We start from the raw sequence: 7,923 nt of genomic DNA, 5'->3' as shown, positions 1-7,923 counted from the left end.
TGAAGGCGTTCCATGCGCGGATGTCCATGTCATCCCAGTTCAGCTCGGATTCAGCCTCACCGTAAGCATAGTTGATTTCCGCTTCCACAAAGACAGGACCGAAGGTGGCCTGCATGTAGGGTGAAAACGTCCAGACTTTGGCCTTGTAATCGCCATTGCCGTTGAGATTTGCGAAGTTTTCTGTTGCGTCGTTCATGAATTGAATCTGGAGACCGGCCAGGCCGCCGTCCCACTTGTACTTGCCATAAACGCCGTAGTTGTCGCGATCGCCGTCATTGACGCCGCCGTCGCTGACCACGTTATCGTAGTCCTCAGCGCCGTAGGCTTCAATCTGCTTCTCGTAGAAAGCACCGACTTCCCAGGGGCCGTTCTTGGTGGAGAAGCGGATGGCTTCCGCATCGAAGCTGTCGCTTGCGAAACGGGTTCCCCATTCGTTCTGGGCCTGACGACCCACATCAAACTGACCGAAGGGGACGGCAAAGCTGACCCAGGCGCGGTCAAAGGCGATGTTGTTGTCATCGGCATCTCTGCCACCCACGTCGTGGCCCTGGCGATCCACAGCCGTTCCCATGTAACCGTACTGGCCCCAACGTCCCTCGAGGGCGTCAAAGCGGGTGTTCAAGGTCAGCCCTTCGGCGATCTTGAAGGCCGTTGCAACTCTCAGCCTCTGAGCGTACACGCCGCCTGCGGATGCATCATCCTTGAGGCCCCAGTTGTCCGCGTAGAGGCCTGTGGCGTAGTAGGAGCCGCTGAATTTGACATCCGCCGCCGATGCGCTCAGGGCGAAGCCTGCGACCACGGCCACGGCAATCAAAGCTACCCAAAATTTCTTCATTGTATCCTCCTAAAGAAAAATTCGTTATTGTCCTGATTTTTCAACGGGCATTGAAAAACCATCTCCAGTTCCTCTGAATCTGATCTCTCTTCAATTCCTTATTCCCGGCACCAACCCCCTTTCGCGAATTTATTTGATGATGCGCTTGCAAATGACATTTCGCGTCTAACTAACACCGAAGGCAAAGCCCTGTCAAGAATGAAGGTAAAACCGCAAAAGGCCTGAACTCATTCCTGATGGTGAAAAACTCCTGCAGATTGCATACCAGCAGAGAAGTTCCCGGGAGATTATCTCAGAAGAGCCTGCCCGCCCCCGGCTTCAGGCGGTATGCAACCGGTTAAATAAAGGAAGAAAATAAACCCCTTCGTTCCATCTCAAAGCATCCTGTACGGCGTTTCAACCCTGAAGGGCAGGTGGTGGTTGCCCAAAGCGGTTTATGGAGATGCCAAAAGCCAAACGTGGCAAAAAAGACACACTTTGCGGGAAGGGAGTGAATCTTTACCACTGTACGGGGCCGAAAATATTACTTGACATCAAAGGCGCATTGATATAGTGCAAGGCGCGTAACACCGTGGTTTGTAGCCATTATTTCCCTCGCGTGCATTCTCGCCGGGGTAAAAAATCCTTATTTAATAAACGTTTTTATTTTGTTCATTAGAGATTTGCCCCTCGTGTGTTATATCCATCGCCCATGCTTTCTTTATGATCCGGCAAATGAAGAGTCACGGGGTGGGTTTGCGCAGGGTTCAAGACTGCTTTAAGAGATGTATGGGTACATCCCAGTTTAGAAATGTCCAAGAAGCACCAGTGTTCAAACTATCAAAACCTTAAAGGGAGGTAAAAATGGGAGAAGAGTCGATATTGAAAGAGTTCTATCCGGTGCCTGAGAGAATATTGGCAAAAGCCTGGGTGAAGGGCCGGGCAGAGTATGACAAGCTGTATGCGGAATCCATTGCCGATCCGGCAGCATGGTGGGCGAAGCAGGCTGATGAAATCCTGACCTTCTACAAGAAGTGGGACAAGGTCATGGATTACAACTTTGACATTCGCAAGGGCCCCATCTATGTGAAGTTCTTTGAAGGCGCGAAGTTGAACGTGTCCTATAACTGCCTCGACCGCCATCTGGCGACGAAGGGCGACAAAGTAGCCATCCAGTGGGAAGGCAATGAACCCGGCGAGCAGAAGGCCTATACCTATAAGGAACTCCATGCGGAAGTCTGCAAGTTCGCCAATGTCTTGAAGAAGCACGGCATCAAGAGAGGCGACCGCGTCTGCATCTACACCCCCATGGTGGTTGAAGCCGCCATCGCCATGCTGGCCTGTACCCGCATCGGCGCCATCCATGCCATCGTGTTCGGTGGTTTCAGCTCCGACGCACTGGCCGTCCGTATTCAGGATTCCCAGGCGAAACTCCTGGTGGTCTGCGACGGTACCTTCCGCGGCGCCAAGGCCGTTCCCCAGAAGAAGGACGCCGATGTGGCCCTGAAGGAATGCCCCACCGTCGAAAAGGTGATCGTTGTTCAGCGCGTGGGCGACAAGATTGCGTGCGAAATGGCTCCGGGAAGAGACCTCTGGTGGCATGATGAAATGGCCACGGTGGACGCCAACTGCGAATGCGAGCAGATGGATGCGGAGGACACCCTCTTCGTCCTCTACACCTCCGGTTCCACGGGACAGCCCAAGGGCGCCCTCCACACCACGGCCGGCTATCTGCTCTATGCCGCTTACACCTCCAAGTTCGCCTTCGATCTCCATGATGAAGACGTTCACTGGTGCACCGCCGACATCGGCTGGGTCACTGGCCACAGCTATGTCGTCTATGGACCCCTTACCCTTGGGGCGACCTCGATCATGTTCGAAGGCGTTCCCAATTACCCGACCTACAGCCGATTCTGGCAGGTCTGCGAGAAGTACAAGGTCACATCCTTCTATACGGCGCCGACGGCCATCCGCGCCATCGCCAAGGAAGGCGACGAGTGGCTCAAGGGCATCGATCTGTCCTCGTTGAGAGTTCTCTCCTCCGTGGGTGAGCCCCTGAACCCCGAAGCATGGCAGTGGTTCTACGAGAAGATCGGCGGCAGCAAGTGCCCGATCGTCGATACCTGGTGGCAGACCGAAACGGGCGGACACATGATCCTGCCTCTGCCCGGCGCCATTGATATCAAACCGGCAAAACCGGCCCTGCCCATCATGGGCGTTGTTCCCGCTCTGGTTGACGATCAGACCGGCGAACTGAAGACCGCCATGGAAGCCAGCGGCGCCCTCTGCTTCGAGACCGCCTGGCCAGGCATCACCCGGACGATCTACGGCGACCATAATCGTTATCAGGAAACCTATTTCGAACCCTATCCGGGTTATTACTTCTCCGGTGACGGCGCCCTGCGCGACAAGGATGGCTATTACCGGATCACCGGTCGTATCGACGATGTCATCAACGTCTCCGGCCACCGTATGGGGACCGCCGAGATCGAGGCGACCCTCAATGCCCATGAGAAGATTGCCGAATCCGCAGTGGTCGGTTATCCCCATGAGGTCAAAGGGCAGTCCATTTATGCCTATGTCACCCTGAAGAGCGGCTTCGAGCCGTCCGATGACCTGAAGAAAGAACTGACCGCTTACGTCCGGACCATCATCGGTCCCATCGCCACCCCCGAGAAGATCCAGTGGGCGGATGGTCTGCCCAAGACGAGAAGCGGCAAGATCATGCGGCGCATCCTGAAGAAGGTTGCCGCCAATGAGCTCAACGACCTGGGAGACACCAGCACGCTGGCCGATCCCGCCGTTGTGGATGATCTGGTAAAGAACAGACTGTAATTTGAGGTAACGACCGGCGCTGTTTCCTGATCATAAAGGATTCAGTGCCGGACGCTATAACAGAAAAAATTTCGAGGTTGGATGCCCATGTCGGAGAAACAATCCGTCATGAGGAGCATCCCGGAAGGAGGACATGTGAATATTGTTGCATGTGTAAAGCAGGTTCCGGATACGGAAGCACAGATCAAGGTAAAGCCGGACGGTTCCGGCATTGATGAATCCGGCATCAAGTGGGTCATGAACCCCTATGATGAATTCGGTGTTGAAGAAGCGTTAAAGTATAAGGAGAAGTTCGGCGGGGATGTCACCATCGTCTGCTTCGGTCCGGGAAGAGCGATGGAGTCCATCCGCACCGCCCTGGCCATGGGCGCGGACAAAGGCATTCACATTGATGACCCGGCCTACGAGGGAGCGGACGCCTATGCAACCGCCTCCGTCCTGGCTGCGGCAATCAAAGGGATTCCCTATGACATCATTTTCTGCGGTCAGAGAGCCATTGATGATGACTCCGGCCAGGTAGCGGCCATTCTGGCGGAACTTCTGGATCTTCCCCAGCTGACGGTTGTCACCAAGGCGGAATCCGACGGGAAGACCGTTAAGGTCGTACGTCCGGTGGAAGGCGCCTCCTTTGTCATCGAAGCCGCCCTGCCGGCCGTGGTTACGGCGCAGAAGGGTTTGAACGAACCCCGTTATGCTTCGCTGCCCGGCATCATGAAAGCCAAGAAGAAGCCTGTCGATGTGAAGAAAGTGGCCGATCTGGGTGTGGCCCTGGAATCGAAGGCCAAGGTCGTTAAAATGGTGCCGCCTCCGGCCAGACCTCCTGGAAAGATCATCAGCGGTGACGAACCGGCGGCAAAGGCTGCAGAACTGGCCAAACTGCTGAGAGAAGAGGCGAAGGTCATCTAATTATTGAATTAGCGGAGGAAAATCAACATGGCAAAAGGTGTATTTATAGTAGCAGAGCAGAGGGACGGTGCATTCCGCAAGATTTCTTATGAACTTGCGAGCACGGCCCGGAAGCTGGCAGATGAACTGGGTGACGAAGCTGGCGCCATTCTGCTGGGTTCAGGTGTTGAAGGAATAGCAGGCGAACTGGGGAAATACGGTGTTGACAAGGTATTTGTGGTGGACGATGCCGCCATGGAACCCTATACGACCGATGCGTATGCAGCAGCGGTAGCCAAAATCGTCAAGGAAAACGATCCGGCGATTCTGCTCTTCGGTGCCACGGCGCAGGGCAAGGATCTGTCAGCGCGTGTAGCAGGCAAGCTGGCCACCGGGTTGGCCACGGACTGCACGGAATTGAGAATTGCCGACGGTAAGATGGTTGCCGTTCGCCCGATGTATGCGGGCAAATGCTTCGGTGAGGTAGTCACCGCCAGCTTCCCGCAGATGGCATCTATTCGTCCCAACGTGTTTCCCGCTGTGGAGAACGCCAAGGCCGGCGCCGTCACGAAGGTTGATGCCGGAGTGGATCCCGCCCAGCTGAAGACGAAGGTTGTTGAAGTTCAGAAGGACACCAGCGGCAAGATCGACCTGACGGAAGCCAACATCATCGTTTCCGGCGGTCGAGGAATGGGCGGTCCGGAAGGATATGCCATTCTCGAAGAACTTGCGAACATCCTGGGTGCCACCGTCGGCGCATCCCGCGCAGCCGTCGATTCAGGCTGGCGTCCGCAGACGGACCAGGTAGGGCAGACCGGTAAGGTCGTTTCCCCGAACCTCTATGTGGCCTGCGGCATTTCCGGCGCCATTCAGCATCTGGCCGGAATGAGCTCGTCGAAGTATATCGTGGCCGTCAACAAAGACCCCGAGGCTCCGATTTTCTCAAAAGCGGACTACGGGCTTGTTGATGACCTCTATAAAATCGTCCCGGAATTGGCAAAAGAGTGCAAGAAACTTCTGGGATAGCATAAGATAGTGGCCAGCGTTTATTATTCAGCCGCCTTTTCTCGCGAGGAGGCGGCTGAATTCTGAAGGCTGGCCGCTATGGAACATGGGGAGGAGTTTATGGTACAGCCTATAGGTATTGGAAGTGAAGGAAGGGAGATCTTCTGGAATGCAAACTGGAATGATATACATTTTGAGCCCTTCCTTTTTCTTTTTACGGCGGTAGCCCTGGGTATATTCGGCTACGGACTTTATCGCCGCTACCAGATGTGGAAGGCGATGGGAAAGCCCGAGATGCGAATGGACAACATGGGCGAAAGGATTAAACTGCTGCTGAAAAACGCGCTGTTGCAGGTAAAAACTTCAGCCGACGCCTATCCCGGCATCATGCATGGATTGATTTTCTTTGGATTTTTTGTGCTTATCTTCGGGGCGGCCTTCGATGCGACGGAGTTTCACATTACCGAGCCACTCGGCGTGGCCTTTCTGAGAGGAAAGGTTTATCTGACAGCTTCATTCCTTTACGAGGTCTTCGGCCTGGCTGTTCTTGTCGGCGTTATCATGGCAGTGCATAGGCGGTATTTGGCAAAACCCGACCGGCTTGGTTACAAGGGCGTTCCGGATAATCGCCCCGATGATGCGATCGTTCTGCTGCTCATTGGAGCGATCATTGTTACGGGATTTGTCATTGAAGGATTGAGAATCTCCGTCACGCTCGAAGAGACACCATGGGAATACTGGTCCTTCGTGGGATATTTCCTTTCGCACTTCTTCACCGGCATGGAAACCGATACAGCGAAAGCGGCCCATAAGTTCTTCTGGTGGCTTCATACGTTTATCGCCCTGGGCTTTATTGCTTACATTCCCTTCTCCCGCTTGCTCCATATCTTCACGACATCCGCAAATCACTTCTTTACGGATATGAAGCCCACCGGTACGATTGAACCCATCCGCGATTTTGAAAATGCGGAGACGTTCGGTGTCGGCCAACTGGAAGAGTTTACCTGGAAACAGAATTTTGACCTCGATTCCTGCACACGCTGCGGCCGTTGCCAGGACGGATGCCCCGCTTATCTTTCCGGGAAGCCCCTGTCACCGAAAAAACTGATCCAGGATTTGAAGACCTATTGGGAAGAAAGGGCCCCTCAGTTTGTAGCGGCTCAGAAAGCTGCCGGAGTTGGCGGTGAAGTCCAGATTCCCGAGGCGGAAAAGGCCATGGTGGGTGAAGTCATTGACATGCATGAGCTCTGGGCCTGCACCAACTGCATGTACTGTATGGAAAATTGTCCCGCCTCGATCGAGCACGTGCCAAAGATCGTCAATATGAGGCAATACAAGGTTCTCACCGAGGCTGATTTTGCCGGTGAGCTCCAGCTGACTTACAGGAATATGGAAAACAATTCCAATCCCTGGGGCGTGGGATCCCACCTCCGCGGCGACTGGGCGAAGGATCTCGGCGTAAAGACACTGGCGGAAGACCCCGACGTGGAATATCTCTTTTACGTGGGATGTGCCGGTTCGTTTGACGACCGCGGCAAGAAGGTCACCATCGCATTTGCCAAGATCCTGCAGGCAGCCGGAGTGAAATTCGGCATCCTGGGAACGGAAGAAAGCTGCTGCGGCGACTCGGCCATGAGGGGCGGAAACGAATACCTCTATCAGACCCTGGCGCAGATGAACATCGACGCCATGAACGGCTACGGTGTGAAGAAGGTCATCGCCACCTGTCCGCACGGCTACAACGCCCTGAAGAAGGACTACCCTCACTTCGGAGGCAATTTCGAAGTCTATCATCACACCGAGATTCTTGCCGACCTCATTACCAAGGGCAAAATCACCCTGAAGAACCCGGTCAACGGGACCTTTGTGTATCACGATTCCTGCTTCCTGGGCCGCTACAACAAGGTTTATGACGAACCGAGAAAGGTGTTGAAGGCGGTACCTGGCATGAGATTGGCTGAAATGGAGCGGAACCTGGCAAAAAGCTTCTGCTGCGGTGCCGGTGGCGCCCGGATGTGGATGGAAGAGGATATCGGAGAGCGCATCAATGATATGAGAACCGATCAGGCCATTGCGGCGGGAGCCGATACGATAGCCGTGGGCTGCCCTTTCTGTCTGACGATGATGAGCGACGGAATCAAGGACCGCAAGAAAGAGGAAACCATGGTTTCTCTGGATATCGCCGAGATCGTCTGGAAGGCGATGGACATCGAGCCGGCTAAGGAGGCAAGTCCGAGGAAGGCGCCTAAAGAGGTGCATGCCAGTCCAGAAATTGAACGAGAAAAATGAAATATCTCAGCCGCGGCACGAAGTAACGCGTTGATCCGCAGCTGAGGAATGAGGAATTGAAGAAGGCCCCTGCCACAAAAGACAGGGGCCTTCTC

General features: G+C 54.6%; 4 protein-coding genes and 1 pseudogene. 4 read left to right on the top strand and 1 reads right to left on the bottom strand.

Going from position 1 to position 7,923, the window contains the following annotated elements:
- Positions 1–835, bottom strand: a pseudogene (locus AB3175_RS05620) (hypothetical protein); the annotation flags it as partial.
- Between the two features lie 843 nt (positions 836–1,678).
- Here AB3175_RS05620 and acs point away from each other — a divergent pair.
- From acs to AB3175_RS05600, 4 genes are all read left to right on the top strand, one after another.
- A complete protein-coding gene (acs, locus tag AB3175_RS05615) occupies positions 1,679–3,649 on the top strand; it encodes an acetate--CoA ligase (RefSeq protein WP_367359964.1) in 1,971 nt (656 codons plus the stop codon).
- Between the two features lie 135 nt (positions 3,650–3,784).
- Positions 3,785–4,555, top strand: a complete 771-nt coding sequence (locus AB3175_RS05610) for an electron transfer flavoprotein subunit beta (protein WP_367359963.1) — start codon at positions 3,785–3,787, stop codon at positions 4,553–4,555.
- A 27-nt stretch (positions 4,556–4,582) separates the two neighbouring features.
- The gene (locus AB3175_RS05605; RefSeq protein WP_367359962.1) at positions 4,583–5,560 is read left to right on the top strand and encodes an electron transfer flavoprotein subunit alpha/FixB family protein; all 978 of its coding nucleotides are present in this window, start codon (positions 4,583–4,585) and stop codon (positions 5,558–5,560) included.
- 99 nt (positions 5,561–5,659) lie between these two features.
- On the top strand, positions 5,660–7,828 hold the full coding sequence (locus tag AB3175_RS05600; protein WP_367359961.1) for a heterodisulfide reductase-related iron-sulfur binding cluster: 2,169 nt from the start codon (positions 5,660–5,662) through the stop codon (positions 7,826–7,828).
- Positions 7,829–7,923 lie beyond the last annotated feature (95 nt).

This window comes from Syntrophus sp. (in: bacteria) (assembly GCF_040768185.1).
GTDB classification, from domain to species: Bacteria; Desulfobacterota; Syntrophia; order Syntrophales; family Syntrophaceae; genus Syntrophus; species Syntrophus buswellii.
The sequence above is the reverse complement of the archived record's forward strand: the minus strand, read 5'-3'. Positions and strand labels throughout refer to the sequence as shown.